Consider the following 25,055-nt stretch of genomic DNA (forward strand, 5'->3'; position numbering starts at 1 on the left):
GGTTCTGGTTATTAAGTTAGAAAGTCAGCTGAACGCCGGCAGTAAATATTTGTAAAGGAGGCAGATATCCGCTAAATCTAAATTCTGGATCTCCATTTTTGTATGGCGTGAAAGTGAGCAGGTTCTGCCCTTGAAGCGATAGCCTGCACTGCACTCCTTTAATTGTCTCCAATGGCAGATCATAGCTAAGGGAAATATTTTTCAGGCGGATATAGGAAGCATCGACAATGCCCGCATTACTGTCTGAGTAATTATAATACGCATTTACAGCAGCACTGTTCTGTCCTGATGTATTGATCTGATAAGGCGTAATATCTCCCTGATTATTCCATGCATGAACCATATCTTGCGGCTGGTTTATAAAACTCCCGCCGGGAACATAAGAGCTGTAATCATAATTCAGCTGTTTTACAAACTGGAAAAGGAAGTCCAGCTGCAGGCGTTTATACTGGACAGTATTTTGCAGTCCCCCATAAAATTCGGGTGTAAGATCAACTACAGTCTGACGGTCTTCAATGGAAATTATTCCATCCTTGTTTAAATCTGCAAACTCATAGTTTCCTGTTGATGGATTGACACCATTAAACTGATAGGTCTTTGCTATTGTTGTTGGTTTGCCGATAACATATCTGTTTGAGTAAGTTGAGCCTTCCAACCCAGGAAATGAAACAAGCCTATTTCTGGCCACAGTGACATTGAAATTGGTAGACCATTTAAAATTAGGGTTGTTGAAATTAATTGTGCGGAGAGTAAATTCAAGGCCCGAATTTTCAACAACGGCATCCAGATTTGCGCTTACAGAACTGAATCCTGTCGTTGCAGGGAGCGGTATGCCGACCAGCTGGTTGGAAGACCTGTTTCTGTATCCTGCTGCAGTAAAGAATAATCTGTCGTGGAAAAATCCGGTCTCAAGCGCTATTTCTAATTTTCTATTTATTTCCCAGCTGAAATTTGGATTGAAAAGCCTTGTGGGATCCATGCCTACTACACCATTGTATGCGCTTCCAGAGCTTGTGTAGGTGTCCAGAAACTGATAATCTCCGATTTGGTCGCTTCCTGTGGTTCCGTAGCTTGCACGCAATTTGCCAAAACTCAAAAAAGAGTCTTCCTTGATAAAATCTTCTTTGGAAAACAGCCACGCTGCGCCAGCGGCTCCAAAAGTGGCAAATTGTCTGCCTGGACCAAATCTGCTGGAGCCGTCTCTTCTTGCAGTCAGATTCAGGATGTATTTCTCTTTGAAATTGTAATTCACTCTTCCAAAGAATGCCTGATATTTATAAAGAATTTCATCGTTTACAAGGATAGATTTGGTAACGGCTGCAGAGAGATCAGTAATCTGACTGTTGCTTGCAAAGCCTCTGCCAGACTGGTAAAGTCTTGATGTGGACTGATGCTGCGCAGTACCGCCAATCAGAAGATCTATAGAGCTGTCTTCAAAATCATGGAACCAGCGAATTTGAGGCTCCATTATCCAAGACTGTCTTGCTGTAAGGTTGGTATAGATGGATGATCTGCTGCTTCCGATGTTTAGTGCCGGGTTGTTCATAGTGGAAGGCAGCAGACGCTGCTCCGAATTTTTCAGATCTGTGAAACCTAGATTAGCCTTTATTTCCAAATGTGGTGTGATGCTGTAACTAAGCACTGCGTTAGCCACCAGATCATTTATCTTGCCAATATTGACTCCCCGCAGCTGTGCAAGAGGGTTTCTGAAGGTGTTGTTTTCAAAATTCAGATTTCCCTGACTGTCATACAATGCGGGAGCATTTGGAGCCAGTGTTCTGGCAATGCGGGTAAGATCGGTTCCAGGCTGCACGTTATTTTGAAAGGTGTAGCCTGCTGAGAAAGTAAGTTTGAATCTTTTGTCCTCGCTGCTGTGGTTCATGTTGAAATGGACAGCTCCTTTGTCATATCCGAAATCTTCAGGCAGGACAGTTGTTTCAGTTCTGTAGGTGCCGCTTAAAAGAAACTGGGTTAGATCAGAGCCTCCCGTAATGGAAGCCTGCAGGTTGGTTATAGCTGAGGTTCCTCCCAACAGCTCTTTCTGCCAGTCGGTGTACCTGTTCTGATCCCAAGTGCCGTTAATGTCATAAGCTGCAGCTGGATAGGAGGTAATCCCATCATTGGCAAAAGCCTGTCTTCTCATTTCAAGATATTCAGATGTATTCATTAGAGGAACCATTGCAGTTACCCATCCCGCACCGGTTGAGGCGTTAAGCGTAAAGCTAGTTTTTCCCGCTTTTCCTTTTTTGGTTGTGATTAAGACCACTCCGTTTGCTCCCCGAGATCCATAAATGGAAGTGGCATCCGCATCTTTTAGCACCTCTATGCTTTCAATGTCATTTGGATTGATGCTGTTTAAAGGCCCTGTCGAGGTTGGAACTCCCGAATTGGTATTACTGTATCCTATTGCGTCTGAAGAATAAGGGACGCCGTCGATAATATACAAAGGCTGGTTTCCATCTTCTCGCAGACTGTTCATTCCCCTGATTTTAATCTGAAAGCCTGTGCCCGGGGTTCCCGAATCCTGTATTATATCGACCCCCGCCATGCGTCCCTGCATTGTGGCCAGCACATTGGATACGGGCTGTTTTTCAATGTCTTTCGATGTGATTTTGGCTATGCTACCTGTGCGTTCGCTTTCTTTGACCGAGTAGTATCCCGCATTGATTCGGACCTCCTGCAAGGTAGTGGTGTCGTATGATAAAATGATATTTAGAGATGAACGTCCCTGAATTGGTACCAAGGCAGTTTTAAAACCTATATAAGATACTACGAGAGTGTCATTAGGTGCAGTGGCAATCGTGTACTGTCCGTTGTAGTCTGAAATAGCCGCATTATTTTTTTTGCTTTTAATTGCAAGTGTTACACCGGGCAGGGGGTTGGTGCCATCGGTGACAGTGCCCTGAACCTGATGCTGTTGGGAAATAGATTTGAAATGCCGTTTTAGATTTCCAGCAATTGAATGGGAGAAAGACAGCAGAAAGCCAGTAAATAATAGGCAATAAACCGCTTTCCCATCCTTGTAAAATGAAAAATAATTCATAATATTGGGATTGGTTAGTTAAATGGATGTTTGATTAGCTAAGGTCCTCTGCTAAAGTTTAGTCGCTACTGCAGAGGGCCATTTTTTTATAAAATTGAGATCTTAAATGTGACTCAATTTGATTGTTTCATAGGCATTTGTTTTAAAAGATAAAGGATTGGAAGTAATATTTCTGTTTCTATGATAGGAACGGTCAATCCTTTTTCTATGTAATTAAATTTAAAGTTGTTGCTATATGCAAATCTTTATAAAAACCAGAAGTAGCTTTGAGAAGTTGAGATATATCCAAAAAAGGAGGCGTGGGGTGTTCTCAACTTATACACTAGAAGGATTTACTGGACGACCTTGCGCGCATAAGTGAGCCCACGCCATTTATGGCGTGAGCATTTACACTTATCTTCTTGCGCGCGTTTGAAAAAGTGTCCAGTTTTTTCTAGTGCAAGATTCAAAGCGAATGCTTCAAAAATTTTGTATGAAGTATCGCAAATATATATAATCAATTGCAAATATACTAAAATATCACAAAACTGTCACTATCGTGACAAAAATATTTGTAAATAATTTCTTTTTTTGTTATGATGGCTAAGAAAAGCAGAGATAGGGAAATAATACAAGAAGCAAGTAAGGTATTTTTACTTGATAAGTTTGTATGCAATTTTATTTCTAGTAATTGGATTGACAATAAAAAATCAATTAATAAACAGAGTAAAGAATTGGGAGTCCACAGGCATATATTAACCAAAATAAAAGATGTGGATGGATATAGAATTCCTATGTCAACTTTGGCGATAATGTGTTTTTATAAGAAGATTTCTCTCTCAGATTTTTTTAGACTAATTGAAGAAAAGCATGGTTCAAAAATCAATGATGATTTTGTAGCGAAATCTAAGGATATAGTATAGTTTATAAAATGTCATTTCCAGAAGGATTTTGAAATGCTAACCCCAAAATTAAATTACAATAACTTAATGATTTTTTTCTACTCTCCAAGAAATTCATGGTGAAAAATGAATTTGTTGTTTGATTGAAAACTTGCTACAATGATAAATAACCCATTTATAAAAGAGCTTAGAAAGCTTAAGGAATCTTCCCGCCACGCAATTGCACAGGGAGACAAACGTGATTTAGACAGCTTTAAAAAATATTTGCATATCGAGAGGGATGTCGAAAAAAAACTAAAAGATAGAATCATTTTAAGCAACACATGCAATCACGCACAGTTAGTCTTGGTTTGCGGGAATGTTGGTGATGGGAAATCGCATGTTTTGTCCTATCTGCATGATGAATTAAATGATATCATTTCTAATTTTACAATTCATAATGATGCAACAGAGTCCCATAACCCTAATGAATCATCCAATGAAACATTGTATAAATTATTGCAAGGGTTTAAAGATGATACAATCGCTGAGTCGAAAGATAAAATCATCCTTGCAATCAATTTGGGTACTTTGAGCAAGTTTATAGAAGAGTTTGGAGATGAGTTTAACAGCCTAAAAGCATATATTATCTCAAGTAAAATTTTGGACTCTGATATAATTCATGATGATGAATTTGATAACAAAAGTAATTTTCATCATGTGAATTTTACAGATTATCATATGTATTCATTAACTGAAAACGGACCAGTTTCTAAGATCATATCTACTCTTTTTGAAAAAATAATTTCTAATGATGAAGCAAACACCATATACAAGGCATACTTAGAATATAAAGCTTCAAGTGCAACTACCTTTTACTGCCCAATACTATATAACTATGAATTTCTTTTTAAAGAAAATAATAGAAATATTATAACACAGCTTATTATCAAGGCAATAATCAAGGGAAAAGAAATTATCTCAATTCGTACATTATTAAATTATGTCTATGATATTATTGTTCCTGTTGATCTTTCAGTTTTTGTAGAAACGGATTATCTAAAAAAAATGGAAAGGATAAATTGTTCTGAGTATTTATCCAATTTAATTCCAAACTATTTATTTGAGCATCCGGAATTATCCAGCTTGTTTGAAAAAATTGAACATTTAGATCCTTGCAACAATAGGGATGTAAAAACTGATAATGTTTTATTGACTTTAATAAATGCAGAGAATACATTTGATGTTTTCTCGAAGCATATTGAAGATGACTATTTTGAAAAAATAATGACAAAACTAAATACGGCCGCAATTTCAAAGCTCGAATTGTCTCGCTTTTTTATTAGATTAAATTACTTCAGCAATTTCTTCGAAAATGATTATTTAAAAGATTTTGATTATGATGAATATCTAATTTGGCTGTTTCATTACAATAATCACAATGTTAATTGTTTGAAAAAGATATATAGTCTTGTCGAAAACGCAGTTAGGAATTGGAATGGAGACCCGAAAACTAATGGGAAAGTTATTATTAATGTAGGCAAAAAACAGACTCAGTTTAGAGTATTTAAAGATTTTGAAGTAATTCCAAATGTGAAGCCAATAAAAGAAAAGAAGGAAGAGCTAATTAATAAATTTACTCAAGAATTTTCATTGTCTTTTAAAATTAACAATGAGACAGACTTTGTAAAAATACATGTGGATTTCAGTTTGTTTAAAATACTGAGAATGATTTCACAGGGCTATAGGCCTAATAAAAAGGATAATAATAATTATGTTTATTTTGTTAATTCTATTAATACCTTAATCAATCAAAACAACAATAAAGCCTCATTATATATTGATGAAGTAAATATAGGAAAACCAGTTGACTACAAGTTTTCAAAAGATACATTTGGTGGTTATAAATTTCAATTAACAAAATGAAGATAGAGTTAAAGAAAAGCGGAAGCAATGGCTTGGATTCTATATATCTCACTAAGAATAAAGAATTCAGAGGACATTATACAGGGAATCAAATAAAATTATTGCCATTCAAAACTAATCCAAGTGGCGACAATTTCACTGATGATTTTAAATCGTTTCAAGGAGTGATAGGAGAATTGTTTCGAATTTTTAATTCCAAACATCAAATTAGTGCAGACAAAACCGATGGCTCATTTAAAGTTGGACTTAAAGAAAGCATCTTAAAAAATGCGATCGAGATGGTTGAAACTGAAAATGTCGCCGAGTTTAAAAATATGCTGAGCAAACTTTTTTTTGATGAAGAATCCGGTTTGGTAAAATTTAATATCAAGACCTTATCTTATATGAATTTTATCAATTCGGATAATGCTATTAAAGAGGTTTCAAAGTTTATTTTTGATGTCTTTTTAAGTGATGATTTTAATCATGCCGATTTGCTTGAAGCTACTGACGGTGAAAACTTATTGCATCAGTTAATACTTCAAAGCCTCCCAGAATTGCCAGATTCAGTTAATAAATCAAAAGTTTCATCATATTGTAATTTATTTCCCGAACTGAAAGATCTATTTTTAAGAGATTTTGATTTTTTAAAAACCAATAATACGTACTTATTAAAACATATTGAAGATTTTTTTAAATACTACTATTTTCAGTATTTAAGCCAATTGGTAATCAATTTTAACAGCTATGGCAATGGATTAAAAAAAATCAAGCCCATTTATTTTACAATGGATTGGGAGACTTTATCAGAGTCAAGATTATCAAACCACACCATTGGCTGGAAACAGTTAAAGAACTATTCGCCATTCATATTTGCACATGTAAATACTTTAGAGTTTTTAAATTATATACATATTGATGATAAGCCTCTTGGCAGCTATAATGATATTGTAACTGTTTATGACGCATTAAATAATGAGGAAAAAGAAAGGTTTGACGATTGTTTAAATGAACTAGTTTTATTTTATAGGACCAATATTTCTCTAAAAACCGGCAGTTGGGAAGAGTGCGAAAAACATTTAAGCCTAAGTACTGCAACAAAGATTTTTGATAGTCCAGTAAGCAAAGAAATCTATAGGCTTTGGTATACCATAAATTATCAATTTATGAATACTGATCGTAAAAATGCAGATGTAAAATATGGGAAATGGTTTTATCAATTAGGAAGTTTAAATTATACTAAGAATAGGGGCCGAATGGGAAATACAACAGTTTTGTCTCAAGAACTCTTACTGTTTTTAACAAGAGTGTGCATTGGCACGGAAGAGAAAATCACGCTAAAAACATTATGGGATAAATTTAGAGATCGCGGTATTTTATTTGATGAGATGACGAAACTTGAAATTACCAAATTGTTTGAAAAAATTAATTTAATAGAGAAAAAAAGTGATAGCGGAGATGCCCAATATGTCAAGTCAACTATATAAGTATGTTTCGAATTTAATAATAGCATATTTTAAAACTAATAAAATTCAGCCTGGAGATCGTTTCAATATATATCTAGAGGAAAACAAGGATATTGAATTCCTATATGAGGCCTTAAAGTCCAGTTCAGCAGTTTCTATTGAACCGTTTTTCTATGTGCATCCAGAAGGTGGCCAAGAATACAGTACCTTTAGTATGGTGTTTGAAGAAACCAGAGTAATCATTGCTTCAAGCGTTTTTGCCTCTGAAGATTATTTTACAATGCTCAGAAATAAAGTAGCAGATCAAAATGATATTTTTGAAGGAACGGCAATATTGATTTTATTTAGCGGAAAACTGGATAGCTTATTAGGAGGCAGTGGGAGTTTGATAAAGGAAGGAATGCCATTGCATAATTCAAGATTTAAAAATCAAATAGAGCTGGATATCGAACACAATACGACTTTAAAAAAATTTGAGAAATCAATATTAAGGGCGGTATTAGATAGAAAAAACAAAAGTGTTGTTGAAGACAATAATTCCATTTTTGATTATGAACAAGTTATCAATTCATTAGAAAAAGGTACTATCAATGAAAAGGATTATCGCCTTTTAGGGCTCTTTCATCAGCAAGAATTAAGTAGTAAGAATGGGGATATTTCAAAAGACTTGATAAGTAATTTTAATCTTTTTGAAAAATTTGAAAACATTTTTTTAAATGGAAATCCTGTTTCTGATTTGGAGCAAGATTTGCCAGAAGCTGCCCTAGCGAGAATTATAAAGGAAGACTGGCGCGATTTTGATTATTCTGAAATCGTAAAGTGGATGGATAAGGAAAGGCAAAAAACACCACCTGTATTTCAGAATATAGAAGGAGATAATCTACTTCAAACTGTCTGGTTGAAAGCAGATGGTGATTCGGTGTCTAAAAAACGCAGTCTAAATCTAATAGTATTCAATCCATCTTTGGAGCTTCCTTTCAAAATAAGCGTAAAATATGACCAGTTTATAAAAAAGGATGGGATTAATATTAAAGAAGGTTCTAAAAATATTGCCGTTACCAATAGTGGATACAGTATAGTAATTGAATTTAAGGAATTTGATGCCAGCAATTTATTTAGTTTAGTTGAATATAGAGATTCGGAAACAGAGAAAAGGTACGTTATCAAAATTTTGCATCTGCCATTTAAATCAAATATCCTTTCCCAATTTGAAGGTTATTTTCAACTTAACATTCAAAAATCAAATTCTTATCTTCAAATAAAGGAGAGTTCATCTTTAATTTTTAATCCTGAAGCAGAAATGCCTCAGGTAGAGACCTTAAGTTTAAATACAACATTCAAATCGGCAAAAGATCAAAAATTGATCCTAAACTATGACTATTCACTGGCTCAGGAAGATCTGATTCATTTCAACGTTGATTTGTTTGATATTGTAATTCCAATTGCTATAAAAACAGATTTTGAGGTGCCTAAGCCAATTACGGGACTGGATGTTTGGAAGGAAAAAAGGGTTAATGGCCTTGATTTTAAATATATAAAGGAAGGTGCTACAATAAAGTTATTGTTTAAAAATAACGAAAAAACAGTAAGCGGCGAATTTAGAAATAACTTGATTCAGGAAGAGCAAATAATAAATTCTGGAGGTTATTCGTGGTTTTTAGGAACTGAAAATGCCATTTATAATAATGAAATAGAATTAAATGATGATGTAAAGTCCGCTTTTGACAAGCTTAGATCTTATTACAAATCGAAACAAACCCAGCCTAGTTTAGCTTATCTGAATAAAGAGGTTAGACAAATAGCATTAGAATATATAAATTGTTTTATAAAACAGTTAGAGCAATTGGAAGAAAACAAATCTCTATCCCTTAGAGAAAAGAATCTCTTGTGGCTTGGTGTTGTCAAAGAACAGAATGGAGAGGAAAAAATCAAGTTCAGCCCTTTGCATCCGCTTAATGTAGCTTATCAGCTTCAATTAAACGAGGATTTAAATAATGAAGAGATTTATAATGCTGTTTTAAAGCGTTTAAGTCCTTATAATTTGATTCCTTACATTGAAGGAAAAAGAAATGAAATTTATATACCGATTGAATCAAGTCATTCTCCAGAATGGCTGTATTATACAGTGTATTTAAATTCTGAACAAGCAGTTCCGAAAAGTTTTGTGTCGAGTCTGGTCAATGATAAAATAAAAGATTTTACCACTAATTTTGGAATCCTTTTTGATCAGTCAAAAAAATCTCCAATAAAAATCAATGTGATAAACCTTGGTGATTGCAGAGAAGTTGTAAATGGCATATTCGAATATTACAGAAAATACCTAAATAATGATTTAAGTAAAAAGCTAAATGATCTTCTGCCTGTTGAAGTCAGTATTTATGGATCAGAAAAATTGGTTACCAAGTTTGAAGAGCTAACTTTTTATGAAAGTGTCGATGACATTGAAAAGCATCTACAGATAGAATTAAAAACAAAAAACTTTGAAAAAGAGGATCTTTTAAATATTTTTCTTGATCGAGTAAAGTTTTATACCAAAAAGCAACCTAAAAAATCAGAGAAGTATGAATATGCACATATTACGTTTTATCAGTTTGATGTGACTAAAACTGAAAGGTCTTATGATGAAATGAGTATGGTAAAAACAGGCATTTCCTTTAATGGATTAATGGCTGATGTCTCTTCAACACCTCGAGCTCAAAACTACAGGACCGGCTTTGGAATTTTAGATTTTCCAGACAATCCAACTCCTTTGATTAATCTTTCCCTTTTGTTCAATGCTTTTGTGAGAGTAGCCTCTAATGGGGACCCTTATGAACATAATAAAGCGCTTTGTACAACCATCAATTATGATGTAAAAGAACAATTAGAACAATTATATATTGATTCACAGTGGGTAACTTATATTGATCCTAAGGTTGATTTGGACTTTTTCAAGGAAAATCAGGATTTGGTAATTATTCATTACAGCGATCAATATAATAATTCCAATGGATACGATGCTATTACAGTCAGTAGAAAAACTAGCCAGTATGAATTTGTAGTCAAAGAATTTTTAGAAAAGCATGCTGTTGATTTTGATGCGTCTACCGACACCATTAATATTATTAATTTTTTCAATGCAATCAATGGAGAATGGTTATTAAAATTAATTCGCCAGCATAGCCAATTTCCTAGAGAAAAATTAAGCCTTTTATCAGGGATTAAAACTTCATTGGCATTTCTCTATCATCCCAATATTGTTTGGATTCCAATCTCTTTGGAAGAAATTTTAAGAGTTTCAGGGAATGCAGGGCTAAATATGGGGGAAGGGCTGTTTTCAGCTAAAAATCTTGGCGCGGTGGGATCCTTCAGCGATGATTTGTTATTTGTTGGTTTAGAGGAACTCGAAGGCGAGCTATTGATGCATTTATACCCTATTGAACTTAAAATAGGAGGACTGGGAATTGTCAAAAAAGGCATGGATCAAGGGAAAAAAACTTTCCACCTGCTCTATGAACATCTCAATAAAGGAGGTTTTTTAAGTAAGTTTTATAAAAATTTCTTTGCAAAAATAGCATTGACAAACGCTGAGAAAATGCAGCTATTTCATGTTTGGGATAATCAAAATTGGAATTTAATCACTGAAAATTACCGTAGCAATCTTTTAAACAACAATTTTACTATCAGCAACCGATTAAATTCAGCTATTGGAACTTTCGGATTAATCCACTTCGGGAATGATGTTTTCAAGCGACAAATAACCATTACGGATGAATATATGAAAGTTGATTTTCAAGAAGCTGATGGATATAACTTTCTTGTAGAATCTATTGATGATCTAATCCATCTTTTTCACGAAACAGAGACAACTATTGATAAAAATAGCCTATTAGCCAATACTTTTTCCAATGCCAGCCTGGAGGTGTTTACAGCTGTGAAACCCTTTATTCAAGAGAATGTTGAATTAGACAAAAATGATCCTATTGAAGATGAGTCTGTAGAAACTCATGAGTATAATGATCAAGCAGATGACTTAATTTCATATTACAATAGTGGAGAAGGGATTGAAATTATTTTTGGCACTGATCTCAATAGTGGAAAAAGCGTAATCTGGGAGCCGAACAACACTGATAAGGTGATGCACACCAATACAGGCATTATTGGTACGATGGGTACAGGAAAGACACAGTTTACAAAATCCCTTATTGCGCAATTAAACGATAATTCAAACAGGAATATAGGACGTGAAAAACTCGGCATTTTAATTTTTGACTATAAGGGAGATTACATAAAAGAAGATTTTGTAAGCAAAACTAATGCAAAGGTATTTGAACCGTATCATCTGCCATATAATCCATTGTCTTTAGAAGCTGGAGAGCACTCAAAACCAATGCTTCCGCTTCATACAGCCAATGATTTAAAAGAAACTATTTCCAGCGCTTTTAATCTGGGTAATGTCCAAAAGCAAAGATTGAGAGATGTAATTGTTGAAGCGTATGAAGATAAAGGAATACAAAAAGCAAGTAAACAGACTTGGACAAGAATCCCGCCAACATTAGCCGATGTTTGCAATGTATACTTACGCAGCGAGAATTATTCACAAGATAGCTTGTATTCTGCCATTTCTAATCTCTCGGAGTTTGAAATATTTGAGCCTGATTCAGCCAAGACAAAATCGCTCTATTCTTTAGTTGAAGGTGTCGTAGTCATCAATTTATCCGGATATGATGAATCTATCCAGAATTTAATTGTTGCAATAACCTTGGATGCTTTCTACACGCAAATGCAGCGTCACGGGCATAGTGCTATAAATGGGCATAGTCGTGAGATTAAGAAAATGATACTAGTAGATGAAGCGGATAATTTCTTAAGCAAAAATTTTACCTCCATTCGAAAAATATTGAAAGAAGGTCGAGAATTTGGGGTTGGAACCATTCTTTCGACACAATTCTTAAATCATTTTGCTACTAGTGAAAATGAGTACTCAAATTATATTTTGACCTGGGTAATTCATCGAGTAAATGAAATAAAAATTAAAGAAATAGATTCACTGTTTTCGCTGGAAACCAAGCAACAGCGTGAAAACCTTGTCAAAACTATTAAAGGATTAGAGAAACATCAAAGTATTGTAAACTTAGCAGGTTCAGGGCCTATTCTCGTTAAAGACAAAGCGTTTTGGGAATTATAGAACATAATTAAAAATGAATTTTAATGAAAAAGACAATAAAAAATAAATATTTTTTCTGGGCGATAGTCTTCTTCGGAATGTTAGGGATTTATATGCCCATTATTGTTAGAATATTTCAGAAAAGCAACAATATACTAATTCTTGATGAAACGGTATTTAATATTGTTACCTATTCAATTTCGATTCTTGTTACCTCAATCTATACTTTAATAATTAATTCATCTGATGGTTCTGAAAATTTTATGAGTAAACTATTTGATCACATTGGTTATATAATTGGATCAATTGTTTATGTATTAGTCATAAATTATATAGTCACACTTGAATCAAAATTTTGGTGCTATTGGCTTCCGATTATTTTAAGTCTTATTGGATGTTTCGTTTCTTGGAGAATGTGGTTTTTAGCTAATAAAGATGAATTTTTCGGTACAGGTGCATTAGGTAATTAAATAAAAATAAAAATGGAAAAGATAAAATTAAGAGCTTTAAAAGTTTCCCAGCCTTTAGGTAATTTTTTTGTAATTAGTATAAAGGCAAGTATTTTAAAGACAATTTCATTCTCTGAGCCATTAACATATTTGTCTGAAGATGGCACTTTAAAAGGGAATCAAAGGCCAATTAATGAGAAAAGGCTGAGCGAGATAGGTAAATATATAGATACCGCAGAAATGACATTTCCTAATAGTATAATACTTTCTGTTAATAATAATGAAGATGGCTCTATAATTGAAGATATAAATAATCGTTGGGAATTGATAAGTGAAGATGGTGAATATTTTTTAGAATTTCCTGGAAATATAAAATCAGCATCAATTATCGATGGACAACATAGATTAAATGGATTTAACTATATAAAAGATGAATCAAGACTAGAAATGGAATTATTATGTTCAATATTTTTCGATTTACCAAATCCATATCAAGCGTACTTATTTGCAACCATAAATGGAAATCAAAAAAAGGTTGACAAAAGTTTAGCTTTGGAACAATTTGGCTATTTTATTGAGAAAGAAGACAAAGAGTCTTGGACACCAGAAAAGTTGGCAGCGAATATAGTAAGGAAATTAAATTTTGATAAAAAGTCGCCTTTGTATTCTTTAATAAAGTTGGCTCCAATTTATGATAACGAAGATTTTATAAAATTAAACAAATCAAATTGGTTAATTTCTACTTCTGCAATGATTGAAGGAATCTTAAGTTTGATTTCTTCTAATTATAAAAGAGACAGAATAGAAATGATGAACAAAAAAATTTTTTATGGTAGAGATAGAAAAATGCTGAAAAATATAAAAGACAATAGTCCTCTTAGAGATGAGTTTTTAAATTATAAGGATGATTTTATTGAGAATGTGGTTTCAAGCTTTTTTAGTGTTGTTGATGAAAAAATTTGGTCAAAAACTGGAAGTAATTCTTATTTAAAAAAAACAATCGGGATTCAGGTTTTATTTGACGTTTTAAAAGAATCTTTAAAAGTAAATAAAAAATGGAGTAGAGAGATTATTGATTCGATATCTCACGTTGATTTTACTGATAACTACTTTCAAGTTTCAGGAATAGGAAAAACACGAATGAGAAATGTTATTTTTATATTAAACAAATTAAAATCAATTGATCAAATACAAAATGAAAATGATAAAAAAGAAATTTTAAGATTAATTAAATAATTTTTTTGATATTTTAAAAACAAGTTTGATTGGGATTAGAATCGGTGCGAATTAATATAATAATGAAGGTTAAATAGTTTGAAGATTTGACATGTAAAATATTTGCGATATAATGAATAGTGTTTCTTATGAAAATGAAATAATAAAAGCTTTTCAAAGTACTACAAATAGTTATAAATATTATTGGTGGTTCTCCATTTTGCAATTAATTAAAGGAAAAGAAAAGCAAGTTTTCATGTTCGATGAAATAGTACTACAGATGATTGTGCTTGCATGGTATCCTGTAAATTTTTATAAAATATCTTTAGGTAAACAAGATCAATTAGCTTCATATATTAAAGAAATTAAAAGCCATTTTGATAGTTTAAATGATGATATTAAAGAAGAAGAACTATTATTATTTCTTACGTTAAACAAAGAGCATTATTTAATTAAGGGAATAATTAATAAATTAGTTAGATATGTGCCTTATAGATTTATTAGACCTTGGTTTAATGAAATTATTGGTTATGAAGATGCAAAAGTAAACAATCAGATTGGTTTGTTTCAGAATAATTCAGACAAGCAAATTCCGTACGAGATAAAACGAGAAACAAAAGAGATTTTTTTTAATTTGCATTGGTATGAATGGATATATTCAAACTTAAAATTATTAGAGGCTTTTACCTTATATGAATTGTTTAAATATATTGAAAAAAATAACTCTTATATAACAAATATATCTTTAAAATTATTTAGACCTAAAGTTAGAAAATTAACAGAGGCGACTAAATTATGGAAAAATTTTATTAAATCTGAGGGAGGTAAGTTTAATTCAGTTTTTGAAAATAAGCCTTTAATAGAATTAAATAAATTATCAATTGATCATTATTTACCGTGGTCCTTAGTGACACATGATAAGCTGTGGAATTTACACCCAATAGAACAAAATGTAAATAGCTTGAAGAGTAATAAAGTTGCTCACATAAAATATCTAATTAATTTTGCAAATCTTCAATATTGGTTTATTCATTACATTGCCTCTATCGATTCGAAATACTTGGAAGATTATATCATATTATTTTCAGTGAGTAAAAATGAATTATTAAATATCACGAGATATAAATTTATAGAATTACTTTCTGAAAAAATTACTATTGAAACTGAATTAGCTGCCAATTTAGGATATTATACTAAATGGTCATACTTAATCCAAGAGTGATTTTTTCTGTTAAATAGTCAAATCCATCAATATTTGAACGCTTATTTACTTCTTCATATAGAAGTCGCAAGCCATCGTCCACATGCATTTTAATGTATCGTCCAATATCTTTGTCAGTTTTATACAAACCATAATGAACACAAATTAATCCAAGATAAATATCATAATACTCTCCAAAAAGCACTGATTTTGAATATTCTTTTCCACCGGAATCTTTAATGTCATTAAGATCTAGTTTTATATTTTGTGATAATGAATAAGTATATGCAATTCTGGCAATAACGTTCTCTGTGCCTAAACCCAACTTTCGTGTTAAGTAAACCACAATATCTTTATTGTCTCTACTAGTTTTAATTTGCGTAAACATCCTGCTCTTGTTTTAAATGACTAAATAATTGATCCACGGCAAACGGTTTGAAGCTAGAGCCACTGTTGTCATTCTCGATAACAAAAACTTTATTAACATTCGGTTTCAAATAGTTAAATTCAAATTCAGACAGCTCTTTTTCTAATAATGGGAATAACACAACCTGCTCCGAAATAGCAGGGTAAAACTCTTTGATTATATTTTTTGAATGGTATTTGTCGAATTTCTGCAATGGACTGTCTATAAATACAGGGAATCTAATTCCAGATTCATCGACCAAAGCTTTTAATAAAGCTGTTGCGTATAGCTGCTGTTCACCTTTCGACAAAGAATCTTTGTCTATTATTTCGTCGTTTTTATCCAACAAATCAATATCCATGACATCATCAACAACGTTTACTCTAACATTGTGAATAAAGTCATTTTTGTGCATAATTTTTTTGAGCCCCAAAATAATTGATTTCTGCAATGAATATTTTTTGTCTTCTTTAATCTTTTGAATTATCTCATTGATCTTTACCAGAAGCTTTTCTGTTACTTCAAATTTCTTTTGGTCAGTTTCTACAAGTTTAAAGTTCTTTTCATATTCTGAAAGCACCTTTTTGGTTGAACTTAACCTGTTATTTAAATTATCCAATTCTTCAAGAAGTTTTCCTTTGTTGATATTCAAAACAGTTATTTTATTTTCTGCTTCTTTTTTCTCTTCACGCAATTTTTTTGCCAAAGGATTGTCTTTCCTAGCTTCTGCCTGCTTAATTTGATGGTAAACTTTGAAAAGGTAAATTCTATTATTTTTCTCCTGTTTTACAATAGAGGTGAATTGGCTTGAAAAAGTGCTTTTAATGTTATCGAATACCGCTTCAAAATTTCTAAACTGCTCAGTAGTATAATCTAAAAGTATTTTTTCAGAATTATTTTTAGATAGTTTTAAAGCTCCTCTTTCTAAAATGGTTTCCTTAAGCGTTTCTTCTATCTTAATTTTTTCTTTAGAATCTAAATTTAAATTTTCTAGCTTTTTCAATAAAATAGTTGAGAAGGAATTTAATTCTTCCGTTAAGGCTTCTTGATCCATCGAGCTGTTTTTCGAATTCTGCTCAGAAACCAATTGCTCTCTCAGTTGCACCAATTTTTTTCCTGCGATTACCAACGGAGCAATGTCCATCAGTTTTTTCAGTTTGTTTTTTATCTCTGCAGATTCTACTTTTAAGATTTCTCTTTCCGATTTCATTTTTTGAAGCTCTTCAAGAGTAATTCCATTTCCTTCACGTATCAGTTTTTCCTGGATGCTATCGTTATTTGTTTTGTGATTAGCTATTTCGCGATCAATATTGGCCTGTTTTTCCTGATTGAACTCAATTAATTCCAGCAATTCAGATTCTGTTTCGGTAAGTTCAAAAAGCTTGGTCTGCTGAAGAGGAGAGGCTCCTTGTCTGCGCAGTTTAGTCAATAAAGTTTCAAGATTTTTCTTTAAATCTTCATATTTTTTTATTCCTAATACTTCAGAATACGCCTTGCTTAAATTTTTTAGTTCAGACTTTGATTTGGCCTCTGCTAGGGAAACAATTTTTTCAGCATCGAAAAAGAAAAATTTCGCAATTTCGCGGGGCAGAATAAAATCATTGATAAAAACTTCGTAACCGACTTCCTTTGTCAACTCATTTTCTAAGCCATCGATAAATATTCTTAAATCTTCTGAATCAGATTTTAGATTGTATGATCTTTTTATTACAACTGATCGGCAGGGGATGGAAGGTATCAAGATGTCCGTTAATTCAATTTCTACTGAGAATACGGGATTGATTTTGCCATTATTTTCATAATCGCTTCTAACTTCTCTGTTTAAAAGAGATTTGATAAATTTTTCATAACCTCCCGCATTCTTAATGTCCTTTTTGTATTTATCTTCTACTTCGCTCATCATTTTTCCATAAAAGACCCAGATTAGGGAAGTCAAAAATGTAGTTTTTCCAAACCCATTTTTTCCAGCAACAATGCTTATGTTTTTAGAAGAATCAGGGGCAAACAATATTTCATTATCGCCTTTATAAATTCGAAAGTTTTGGAATTTTATTTTGTTTATTTTCATAATCCATTGTCATTTACAAAGCTTTCAATTCTGTTTTCAACATCATTATGAAGACCATATTTGCTAATCATTAAGGTTTTAGTTTCCTGCAGAGCTATCAAGTTATCAATCAGATGATAATATTCTGGATCTTCTTGGCATACATCACGAAGTATTCTGCGCTCGGTATCGTCAAGCGATTTAATATTATTAGTGCTAATTTCTTTGTTATAAATTTCTTTGTACAGATCACCAACAGTGTGATCAAAATATCCATCACGGTTCCAGGTTACCTGTATGGCAATAAGTTCCTGATTATTTATCAGTGTTATATGTGGCCTATCTTTCTGGATTTCTTTTTGAACGATTAATAAATCTTTTAATATCTGGTATCTATATTCCCAAGTATAGTTTCCGTTAAAAGTTCCGTCTTCACGAACGGCTTCCTGTCCATTTCGCCTAGTATCAGAACGATTTTCTGAAATATTTCTACCTTCAACTAGTCTGTTTCTGAAATCTAATAATGGCTGCATCCAATTTTGCCCATTGTCTACCAAGGCGGTCATTGACTTATCGCTTTTGACTACCGTACATGTCCAACAGCCAAATCTGCTCTGACCGCATGAAGTATGTTCCCTGTTAACTACTACAGTAGGGCACTCGTAATCATCAGCACTAGCATCGGCATAAATTTTAAATAGGATTGAATTATCAAATCCCCATGGAGATTTGACAGCATTTATGATGTACCAAACTTCTTCCAACATCAGATCTCTGATAGGAGGATAGACATAAGTATTTGGGGTGCTATTATGTTTGGATAATCTATTTCCTGTCACCTCATGTTTTTTCATTGAGCGTTCACGAGCAGCACTTTCTTCATAACGCGTACCCAGCAATACTATGGCTTCACCCTTCTCGTCGATCTGCTCTAAAAGAAAACTTGAGGTTGGTCTTATTTTGAGTTTGTCAGTACACCATCGAAAAGCATTGTTCGGCACAGGATATCCCTTTCCAACCACATTGATCCAGAAGGTTTCTTCTAACTTAGGAACTGTCTTTTTAACAAAAATAGGAAGATTTTGGTTTCTCGCTTCTTCGGTAATCTTCGCTAATACATCATCTACATAGCTTGCTATAATCGGATTTTCCACCATAGTGTCATTGCATACCACATATACTGGCCTTTTCAGCTGAAAAGGAAAAGGAAGATTTTCTCGGATTCTCAATAAAGCGATCCAGACAAGAGTCAGCAAAACGGTAGAGTCTTTTCCACCGCTGAAACCAATGATCCAAGGTCTGTCTGATTGATCGGCATAAGCATACTGATCGATAATTTCATCGATCACGGCTTCAATTCTTTTACTTCTTATTGGAGTCATATGTATTTTATTATCCTTTAAAATTAGAAAAATTTTAAAATAGAATTTCTGCAAATTTAGGCTTAATATAAACAATTTTATCTAGTTGTTTGTTTTTTATTTAAACGTGAAAGCCCAATGGATTACTCGTTTTTATAACTTCCTAGAATTCTGCCTGTTGAAAACTTCAAACAATGGAATTTTGGAAAAAGGCATCTTTTCTGCATAAAAAAAAGCCTTTCAGATTTCTAAAAGGCCTTCATTGAAAGTAAGAGATATTATTTTTTAGACTCTTCAATAGAAACTTTTCTGAATTCCTTCAAAAGTTTTTCGATTTCAAGAGAAGATTTTCTCGCTCTTGCTCCAGCAGCTTTAACTCCTTTTTCAGCTAATGAATCAGATTCTGTCGTGAATGTTTCTATTTCGGCATAGATTTTTGCTATTAAATCTTTCATATTTCATTTTTTTGATATTAAGTCTGCAAAAATAAAAGTTTAACTTCGAGTAGCAAATAATTTATAGTATTTATTCGAATTTGCTTTTCATATAAAAGTGTATCAAGGCTTTTGATGTGAATGCTTATATATTAATATTAAATTTATGTTTGAAGCTATGTTACTGCCATCTATTAGGATTTTACCTATTAATTGGGTAGTTGTTAAATCAACTAAAAGTTTATGAAAATCCAAAAATATTATTATTTCGCCCCTAATAAACTTTTTCTAATAAATTTTTGAAATTTTCCGATTATAGTGCTATTTATTAAACTGCAAATTAGGAAAAACACTTCCATGTAGTGACAAGTTGACATGTTGTCCGTCTTTTCGAAATTTATGGATTTAAATTACTTTTTTATGAAGTTAATATTGTAATTATGGAGAGAGATGTTGAGTATACCAATTCAAAGTTGACACCTGAAAAAGCCTTTCAAATGCTTAAATCGGAAGGGTTAGATATAACTATTGAGCAAGCTGAAGAAATTTTGTATTTTTTGAGAATAATCGCTAATATCGCCGTGTTGAAATATTTAAACAAAACAAAATGAGTAAGATAGCTGATCTATATATCAGAGTGAGTACGGATGAGCAGGCAGAGAAAGGCTTCTCACAGCGCAGTCAGGAGGAAATGCTGAGAAAATATTGTAGCATTAACCAGATACAGATACGCAATGTAATTTATGAAGATCATTCGGCAAAGACCTTCAACAGGCCTCAATGGAAAAAATTTCTTGCTGATTTGAAAAAATACAAGAATAAAATCAACATGGTGCTTTTTATGAAGTGGGACAGGTTTAGCCGTAATGCGGGTGATGCTTACCAAATGATCAATGTTTTAAGAAAATTGGGTGTAGAGCCGCAGGCTATAGAGCAGCCCCTTGATCTAAGTGTTCCCGAAAATAAAATGATGCTTGCATTTTATCTGGCTGCGCCAGAGGTTGAAAATGACCGCAGGGCATTAAATACTTTTCAAGGTCTTAGGCGCGGGAAGAAGGAGGGGAGGCATATGGGGATGGCACCTTATGGATATGCAAATAAGGTTACTGAGGATGGAAAGAAATATATTGCCATTGTACCGGAGAAAGCGGCAAAACTTATTTGGATATTCGAACAGGTTGCAAGAAATGTTTTTAGCACCGAGTCCATTTACCAGATGGCGAAAGATAAAGGGCTTGTCTTATCTAAGAGCAATTTATGGGTGATTCTTAGAAATCCGCTTTACTGCGGAAAAATAGTTGTTCCCAAATACAAGGATGAAGAAGAAAAATGGGTCAACGGACAGCATGAGCCGATTATCAGCGAGGGATTGTTTTACAGGGTGCAGGATGTCCTTGACAGCAAAGCTCGTACATACAGACCGAAAATTAAGACTATTGAGAATTTTCCCTTGCGGGGCTTTTTTCTTTGTCCAAAGTGCGGTCAGAAACTGACAGGAAGCAAATGCAAAGGAAGGAGTAAATATTATTACTATTATCATTGCGATAAAGATTGCAGATGGAGAATAAATTCAGAGGTAGTCAATAAAATATTCAAAGAACATTTAAATAAATTAAAACCTTTGGCAGAAGTAAAGAAATTATACACGGCAGTTCTGCTTGAAGCTTACAGAGAGCATACAGGTGTGGTCGCCAATGAAAAGAAGAAGTCCCTTGAGCAGATTGCGATTTACGAAAAGAAATTATCAGTTGCTAGAAATTTGCTGGTTACAGAGAAAATAGATCCTGAGGATTATAATCTTATGAAAGCGGAATACAATGCTGTAATCAGTAAGCTGGAAAAAGAGATGGGAAATGTAGAGGATGACAGGGCCAATATAGAGCAGTTAACGAACTCAGGACTGGAAAACCTTATTAAACTCGGCGAGACCTTTGAAAATGGGACTTTAGCTGATTCTAGGGAGATGATTGGTTTAATTTTTCCTGAAAATTTCACATTTGAAGAAAAGAAAATCCGCACCGCCCGAATCAATGAAATGGTCAACTGCATCTATTTGGTAAACAATAGATTACGGGCAAAAAAAAACGGGACAAAAGATGATATTTTTCTTTTGTCCCGAGTAGTGACCTCGACTGGATTCAAACCAGTAACCTTCTGAGCCGTAATCAGATGCGCTATTCAGTTGCGCCACGAGGCCTTTTTTATTATCAATTAGCTAATTTTTTGTAGCTTTGTTGATTGCTTATTGCGGGTGCAAAGATAGACATAAATGTGAGATATACAAGAGAAAAATAACATAAAAATAAAAAAAAATGCAGATTAAAAATTATATACGTGATATTCAAGACTTTCCAAAAAAAGGAATTTTATTTAAAGATATCACTCCACTGCTAAATGACCCAATTGCACGAAAAGAATGCCTTGAAATTTTAGTAAAATCATTAAAAGATCAAAAAATTGACAAAGTAGTAGGAGCAGAGAGCCGCGGGTTTTTCTTCGGGATGTTATTAGCGCAGGAATTAAACGCTGGCTTTATTCCGGTTAGAAAGCCAAATAAACTGCCATATGAGACGATTTCTGCTTCGTATGAACTCGAATATGGTTCTGATAACTTAGAGATGCATACAGACGCTATAAAGAAGGGAGAACGTATTTTGATTCACGATGATGTTTTAGCAACTGGTGGAACCGCAAAAGCAGTTTGTGAACTTGTAGAGAAACTTGGCGGTGAAATTGTACAATGCAATTTTTTAATGGAGTTGTCTTTTCTAAACGGTCGTGAAAAAATTAAAGACTATCCAATCTTTTCTGCGATTACTTATTAAGTGCTAAAAGGTATTGAATAAAAAAAATCCCAATTCTAAAGTTAATTCAGAATTGGGATTTATTATTTCTAATACTTTTTTTTATCTTAAACTTGCTCCAAGCTCAGTTTCAAAAGTCTGTTGCAACTTAGACATGATTTTATCAATCTGAGCATCAGTAAGCGTTTTAGTATTGTCTTGAATTGTAAAACTCAAAGCATACGATTTTTTGCCTTCTGGAAGTTTTGCACCTTCGTATACATCAAATAAATTAATGTCTTTTAAAAGAGTTTTTTCCGTTTGCTTAGCCAAGTTAAAAATACTTTCGTACGTTGTATTTTTATCAATCAATAAGGCTAAATCTCTACGTACTTCAGGGTATTTAGGGATCTCAGTGTATTTGATTTTACCTGTAATAATTTTTAAAATTAAATTCCAGTTAAAATCCGCATAATATACATCTTGTTTTATTCCAAAATGCTTTAAAATAGATTTCTTAATTACTCCGGCTTCTACTAATACATCATTATTGTAAGTAATCGCAGTTCCTTCAGAAAACACATCTGATTGTACTGGTGCATTAGAGATTTTTTCAATTCCTAAACGAGCCAAAATACCTTTTACATATCCTTTCAATAAGAAAAAGTCAGTTCCTTTTTGTGGGTTTGTCCAAGATTCTTTGTTTCTGTTTCCAGAGATTAATAAAGTTAAATGTTTGTGCTCTTCGTAACCGCTTAAAAATTTATGGTATGTTTTTCCGAATTCAAATAATTTTAAATCAGAATTACGTCTGTTAATATTGTATGAAACAGCTTCAAGCCCAGAAAACAACAAAGATTGGCGTAATGCCGCTAAATCACTGCTCAATGGGTTTAACATTAATACATTGTGCTCTTCTTTTAAAACAGTCGATAATTTTGCATATGAAGCTGTTGTTAAAGAGTTTGCCATCATTTCATGGAAACCTTGTGAATTCAATTGTGAAGCAATTGTATTTTGTACTTTATAATCTTCGGTTCTTGGTGAATTTGCAACCGTCGCATTAAATTTCTTAGAGAAATTAATATTGTTGTAACCGTAAACTCTTAGAATTTCTTCGATTACATCAATTTCACGCTGTACATCAACACGGTAAGCAGGAATTGTAAGTCCTAAACCAGAATCAGAAACACTATTTACTTTAATATCTAAAGAAACTAATATCTTTTTGATAGTATCTTTTGGAATTTCCTGTCCAATAATTTTAGAAACATGGCTGAAATTCAACAAAACAGCAAAATCTTCTACTTTTTTAGGATAAACTTCTATAACATCCGAAGTTATTTTTCCGCCCGCCACTTCTTGAATTAAAAGCGCAGCACGTTTCAGAGCATATTCAGTAATAGTTGGGTCAATACCTCTTTCAAATCTAAAAGAAGCATCTGTATTCAATTGATGTCTTTTTGCCGTTTTACGAACACTTACAGCATCAAAATAAGCACTTTCTAGGAATATAGTTGTTGTACCTTCAGATACACCCGATTTTTTACCTCCAAAAACTCCTGCGATACAAAGCGGTCCTTTTTCGTCGCAAATCATCAAATCCTCTTTATGCAATGTTCTTTCAACATCGTCTAAAGTTGTAAATTTTGTTCCCTCAGGAAGTGTTTTTACAATAACTTTTCCGTTAATTTTTGCGGCATCAAAAGCATGCAGAGGTTGTCCTAATTCATGTAATACATAATTAGTAACGTCAACAATATTGTTTTTTGGAGTTAAACCAATCGCTTTCAAACGATCTTGCAGCCAGCTTGGAGATTCTTGCACCGTAATTCCAGAAATGGTTACACCGCAATATCTAGGAGCCAAAAGAGGTTCTTCAACATTAACATCTATTTTAAGCGTACGCATGTCTACTCTAAAATTACTTACAGAAGGTGTAATCAATTCTATATTTACACCACGCTGCAGCATTCCCGCTCTTAAATCACGCGCAGTACCAAAATGACTCATCGCATCAGCACGGTTTGGTGTCAATCCAATTTCAAAAACTTCATCATTTGTAATTTGAAAAACTTCAGCAGCTGGAGTTCCCGGAACTAATTTGTCGTCTAAAACCATAATACCGTCATGACCAGTACCAAGACCTAACTCATCTTCGGCACAAATCATTCCGTGACTTTCCTGTCCGCGAATCTTACCTTTTTTAATAGTAAAATCACCGCCGTCTTTATCGTATAAAACAGTTCCAATAGTTGCAACCGGAACTTTTTGTCCTGCAGCAACATTTGCAGCACCGCAAACAATTTGTATAGGTGTTTCTAAACCAATATTTACAGTTGTAACTTTTAATCTGTCGGCATCAGGGTGTTTTTCGCAAGTAAGTACGTGTCCTACAACAACCCCTTCTAAACCGCCTTTAATAGATTGGTATTTTTCGACAACTTCAACCTCAAGACCTAAATCTGTCAGTAATTCTGAAGTTTCTGCAGATGTCCAATCTGTTTTAATGAATTGTTTTAACCAGTTGTAAGATATTTTCATGTTAGCTTTATTATTCTTGTATGAGGTTACAAATATAAGAATTGCGTATTGTAGTAAGAAACAATTTATTTGGTTTTTTCGAGTAAGACTTTTTTTAAACTAAATAGCTAGTGATCAATATATAATCATATTTAGTATTAATTTTTTAATAAAAATTCATTAAAAATTAGATAAAAAAATGAATGTGTAATTTTT

At 33.1% G+C, this 25,055-nt stretch carries 16 protein-coding genes and 1 tRNA gene; 10 read left to right on the top strand and 7 right to left on the bottom strand.

Going from position 1 to position 25,055, the window contains the following annotated elements:
- Window positions 1-16: 16 nt before the first annotated feature.
- Complete coding sequence (locus tag ACHRV0_RS12990; protein ID WP_395441126.1) at window positions 17-3,043, bottom strand: SusC/RagA family TonB-linked outer membrane protein; 3,027 nt, start codon at window positions 3,041-3,043, stop codon at window positions 17-19.
- Between the two features lie 575 nt (window positions 3,044-3,618).
- On the opposite strand from ACHRV0_RS12990, the gene ACHRV0_RS12995 reads away from it, so the two are divergent.
- The 7 genes from ACHRV0_RS12995 (at window position 3,619) to ACHRV0_RS13025 (ending at window position 15,306) form a co-directional block, all read left to right on the top strand.
- Entirely contained in the window at window positions 3,619-3,945 is a 327-nt protein-coding gene (locus tag ACHRV0_RS12995; protein ID WP_395441127.1) for a hypothetical protein, read from the top strand.
- 138 nt (window positions 3,946-4,083) lie between these two features.
- The gene (gene dptF / locus ACHRV0_RS13000; RefSeq protein ID WP_395441128.1) at window positions 4,084-5,829 is read left to right on the top strand and encodes a DNA phosphorothioation-dependent restriction protein DptF; all 1,746 of its coding nucleotides are present in this window, start codon (window positions 4,084-4,086) and stop codon (window positions 5,827-5,829) included.
- Window positions 5,826-7,295, top strand: a complete 1,470-nt coding sequence (gene dptG / locus ACHRV0_RS13005) for a DNA phosphorothioation-dependent restriction protein DptG (protein ID WP_395441129.1) — start codon at window positions 5,826-5,828, stop codon at window positions 7,293-7,295. Before dptF ends, dptG begins: the two co-directional genes overlap by 4 nt.
- On the top strand, window positions 7,276-12,441 hold the full coding sequence (dptH, locus tag ACHRV0_RS13010; RefSeq protein WP_395441130.1) for a DNA phosphorothioation-dependent restriction protein DptH: 5,166 nt from the start codon (window positions 7,276-7,278) through the stop codon (window positions 12,439-12,441). The genes dptG and dptH overlap by 20 nt, the downstream gene beginning before the upstream one ends.
- Window positions 12,442-12,464: 23 nt before the next feature.
- Window positions 12,465-12,890, top strand: coding sequence for a hypothetical protein (locus ACHRV0_RS13015; protein ID WP_395441131.1), 426 nt, complete (start codon window positions 12,465-12,467; stop codon window positions 12,888-12,890).
- Between the two features lie 12 nt (window positions 12,891-12,902).
- The gene (locus tag ACHRV0_RS13020; protein ID WP_395441132.1) at window positions 12,903-14,105 is read left to right on the top strand and encodes a DGQHR domain-containing protein; all 1,203 of its coding nucleotides are present in this window, start codon (window positions 12,903-12,905) and stop codon (window positions 14,103-14,105) included.
- Window positions 14,106-14,217: 112 nt separating this feature from the next.
- Window positions 14,218-15,306, top strand: a complete 1,089-nt coding sequence (locus tag ACHRV0_RS13025) for an HNH endonuclease domain-containing protein (protein WP_395441133.1) — start codon at window positions 14,218-14,220, stop codon at window positions 15,304-15,306.
- Here the strand turns inward: ACHRV0_RS13025 and ACHRV0_RS13030 are convergent.
- The 4 genes from ACHRV0_RS13030 to ACHRV0_RS13045 form a co-directional block, all read right to left on the bottom strand.
- A complete protein-coding gene (locus ACHRV0_RS13030; RefSeq protein ID WP_395441134.1) occupies window positions 15,278-15,673 on the bottom strand; it encodes a DndE family protein in 396 nt (131 codons plus the stop codon). The two genes, ACHRV0_RS13025 and ACHRV0_RS13030, sit on opposite strands and share 29 nt — an antisense overlap.
- Window positions 15,657-17,759 (bottom strand): DNA sulfur modification protein DndD, encoded by a 2,103-nt coding sequence (dndD, locus tag ACHRV0_RS13035; RefSeq protein WP_395441135.1) that lies wholly within the window; start codon window positions 17,757-17,759, stop codon window positions 15,657-15,659. The genes ACHRV0_RS13030 and dndD overlap by 17 nt, the downstream gene beginning before the upstream one ends.
- Window positions 17,756-19,120 (bottom strand): DNA phosphorothioation system sulfurtransferase DndC, encoded by a 1,365-nt coding sequence (gene dndC / locus ACHRV0_RS13040; protein WP_395441136.1) that lies wholly within the window; start codon window positions 19,118-19,120, stop codon window positions 17,756-17,758. The genes dndD and dndC overlap by 4 nt, the downstream gene beginning before the upstream one ends.
- A gap of 257 nt (window positions 19,121-19,377) precedes the next feature.
- Window positions 19,378-19,554: a histone H1 gene (locus ACHRV0_RS13045; RefSeq protein ID WP_395441137.1), complete on the bottom strand. Its 177-nt coding sequence runs from the start codon at window positions 19,552-19,554 to the stop codon at window positions 19,378-19,380.
- A 419-nt stretch (window positions 19,555-19,973) separates the two neighbouring features.
- Between ACHRV0_RS13045 and ACHRV0_RS13050 the strand changes: the two genes are divergently transcribed.
- Window positions 19,974-20,144 carry a hypothetical protein gene (locus ACHRV0_RS13050; protein ID WP_395441138.1) on the top strand — a complete coding sequence of 57 codons (171 nt, stop codon included), beginning with the start codon at window positions 19,974-19,976 and terminating at the stop codon, window positions 20,142-20,144.
- Window positions 20,141-21,691: a recombinase family protein gene (locus tag ACHRV0_RS13055; protein ID WP_395441139.1), complete on the top strand. Its 1,551-nt coding sequence runs from the start codon at window positions 20,141-20,143 to the stop codon at window positions 21,689-21,691. Before ACHRV0_RS13050 ends, ACHRV0_RS13055 begins: the two co-directional genes overlap by 4 nt.
- Here the strand turns inward: ACHRV0_RS13055 and ACHRV0_RS13060 are convergent.
- A tRNA-Arg gene (locus ACHRV0_RS13060) sits at window positions 21,657-21,730 on the bottom strand. The two genes, ACHRV0_RS13055 and ACHRV0_RS13060, sit on opposite strands and share 35 nt — an antisense overlap.
- Before the next feature lie 115 nt (window positions 21,731-21,845).
- Between ACHRV0_RS13060 and ACHRV0_RS13065 the strand changes: the two genes are divergently transcribed.
- Window positions 21,846-22,358, top strand: a complete 513-nt coding sequence (locus ACHRV0_RS13065; protein ID WP_370432043.1) for an adenine phosphoribosyltransferase — start codon at window positions 21,846-21,848, stop codon at window positions 22,356-22,358.
- An 81-nt stretch (window positions 22,359-22,439) separates the two neighbouring features.
- Here the strand turns inward: ACHRV0_RS13065 and pheT are convergent, their stop codons facing one another.
- Window positions 22,440-24,860: a phenylalanine--tRNA ligase subunit beta gene (pheT, locus tag ACHRV0_RS13070; protein WP_395441140.1), complete on the bottom strand. Its 2,421-nt coding sequence runs from the start codon at window positions 24,858-24,860 to the stop codon at window positions 22,440-22,442.
- Window positions 24,861-25,055 lie beyond the last annotated feature (195 nt).

This window comes from Flavobacterium sp. FlaQc-30 (genome assembly GCF_044005885.1).
Taxonomy (GTDB): domain Bacteria; phylum Bacteroidota; class Bacteroidia; order Flavobacteriales; family Flavobacteriaceae; genus Flavobacterium.

Coding starts and splice junctions, on each gene's coding strand:
- ACHRV0_RS12990 (WP_395441126.1), bottom strand. CDS start 3,043: ATGAATTATTTTTCATTTTACAAGGATGGGAAAGCGGTTTATTGCCTA.
- ACHRV0_RS12995 (WP_395441127.1), top strand. CDS start 3,619: ATGATGGCTAAGAAAAGCAGAGATAGGGAAATAATACAAGAAGCAAGT.
- dptF (WP_395441128.1), top strand. CDS start 4,084: ATGATAAATAACCCATTTATAAAAGAGCTTAGAAAGCTTAAGGAATCT.
- dptG (WP_395441129.1), top strand. CDS start 5,826: ATGAAGATAGAGTTAAAGAAAAGCGGAAGCAATGGCTTGGATTCTATA.
- dptH (WP_395441130.1), top strand. CDS start 7,276: ATGTCAAGTCAACTATATAAGTATGTTTCGAATTTAATAATAGCATAT.
- ACHRV0_RS13015 (WP_395441131.1), top strand. CDS start 12,465: ATGAAAAAGACAATAAAAAATAAATATTTTTTCTGGGCGATAGTCTTC.
- ACHRV0_RS13020 (WP_395441132.1), top strand. CDS start 12,903: ATGGAAAAGATAAAATTAAGAGCTTTAAAAGTTTCCCAGCCTTTAGGT.
- ACHRV0_RS13025 (WP_395441133.1), top strand. CDS start 14,218: ATGAATAGTGTTTCTTATGAAAATGAAATAATAAAAGCTTTTCAAAGT.
- ACHRV0_RS13030 (WP_395441134.1), bottom strand. CDS start 15,673: ATGTTTACGCAAATTAAAACTAGTAGAGACAATAAAGATATTGTGGTT.
- dndD (WP_395441135.1), bottom strand. CDS start 17,759: ATGAAAATAAACAAAATAAAATTCCAAAACTTTCGAATTTATAAAGGC.
- dndC (WP_395441136.1), bottom strand. CDS start 19,120: ATGACTCCAATAAGAAGTAAAAGAATTGAAGCCGTGATCGATGAAATT.
- ACHRV0_RS13045 (WP_395441137.1), bottom strand. CDS start 19,554: ATGAAAGATTTAATAGCAAAAATCTATGCCGAAATAGAAACATTCACG.
- ACHRV0_RS13050 (WP_395441138.1), top strand. CDS start 19,974: ATGGAGAGAGATGTTGAGTATACCAATTCAAAGTTGACACCTGAAAAA.
- ACHRV0_RS13055 (WP_395441139.1), top strand. CDS start 20,141: ATGAGTAAGATAGCTGATCTATATATCAGAGTGAGTACGGATGAGCAG.
- ACHRV0_RS13065 (WP_370432043.1), top strand. CDS start 21,846: ATGCAGATTAAAAATTATATACGTGATATTCAAGACTTTCCAAAAAAA.
- pheT (WP_395441140.1), bottom strand. CDS start 24,860: ATGAAAATATCTTACAACTGGTTAAAACAATTCATTAAAACAGATTGG.